This is a genomic window from Vibrio sp. 1167 (assembly GCF_033340375.1).
Taxonomy (GTDB): Bacteria; Pseudomonadota; Gammaproteobacteria; order Enterobacterales; family Vibrionaceae; genus Vibrio; species Vibrio alginolyticus.
Window position 1 is genome coordinate 1 of sequence record NZ_JAWOWK010000062.1, and the last position, 1,394, is coordinate 1,394.

1 protein-coding gene is annotated in these 1,394 nt (G+C 48.4%); it reads right to left on the reverse strand.

Features of this window, described 5'->3' with window-relative positions; translation table 11 throughout:
• Positions 1–1,053, reverse strand: a 1,053-nt coding sequence (locus R7Z78_RS24355) for a S8 family peptidase (RefSeq protein WP_169643845.1), incomplete at its 3' end; no start/stop codon positions are given.
• Positions 1,054–1,394: the final 341 nt, after the last annotated feature.

Genomic DNA, 1,394 nt, shown 5'->3' on the forward strand with positions numbered 1-1,394 from the left:
GATTGCACCAGAAGTGTTCGGCGCAGCCGATGATGTGCCGTTCATGGTGCTGGTGTAATTACAGTTCGGGTCAAGCTCTGTACCACCGTGTAGACCATTAATACCAAGGCCGTCACTGGTGTTTTGTCCTTCTTCACATCCCATCAGGTCAGTTGTGACCATCGCAGGGAAGTCTTGCCCGTATTCCCCTGCTGGCGCGGCAACCCACACGTTAGCGCCAACAGAAGAGTAACTTGCTCGGGTGCCATCTGCGCGTAGCGCGCTGGTGACAAGGTTGAAGTAGCTAGAGTTGTCGTAAGATTGCGCCGAGTTGTGCATCGGTAAACCTTGGTTTCCTCCTCCCGCGAAGAAATCGCTAGGAAGAACGAAGAATCGTCCAGTGTTGAAATAGCGGTAACCATTACCCGCAGACTTGACAAACAGTGCACCGCGGCCCCAAGCGTTCGTTTCGCTGACGTTCTGCATGACATCCATTTCAAGCTTGAATTGTGGGTCATTCTCATCAAACGCGATTGGGTTGATCGGACTAAAGCCATAGCTTTGGTTAAATACCCGTACATCTCGCGTCGCTGGGTCCATACCGTGAGAAATTAACCAACCTTCTAATGTTTGGTTTGCAAGCCAGTTAAAACCAACAAGCGAAGAGCGAGAAGCAACGCCGCGTCCACCTTCACCATTGTTACCTACCGCACTAATCAAACCAGCAACGGCAGTACCGTGGCCGTTAGTGTCGACGGGATAACTGGATGGGAATAAAGAGTCTTCAACGAAGTTTCTGCTACCTGTGACTACGTTACCTGCAAGGTCTGGGTGATCGATCTGCACACCAGAATCAATGACCGCAACTTTAACGCCAATACCGGCAATGCCCATGGCTTGCGTAAGTTTGGTGTTTAAGTCATTACCAGCAACAGCAGGGTTTGCTGCGAATGCAGTTTGGCCAGTGTTGTCGAGATGCCATTGTTCTGAATAGAGCGGATCAAACGCCGAGACGGCAGGTGCAAGGCCCACAGCCAACATTGCGGCAAATAGGCGATTAAAGCGTGTTTCCATTTGTGACCTCATGTCTTCGTTTGGAATTTTTGTCCCTGTTCGATACTCCTTTAAACAGGAATGAATAAAACTAGCGGCAAAGAATGAGGACGCAAACTGTTTACAAATTGTTTACGTTGTTTTTTCGACGGACTGCGTAAATTGATGTTAACTCACTGAAGTAAAGGAAGGTTTTGGCTGATCTTGATCATTGTTAGATGTAAAAAAGCAGAAAGTTGGTAAGGACTTTCTGCTTTCTATCTCATCTGTTAGCTAGAGAGAGGTGATAGCTACTACAGTTACTATTTGGTGGAGGCCGGCTGAATGGTTGCCATCGGTTTGCGCGGTGCTGGCTTTTTCTT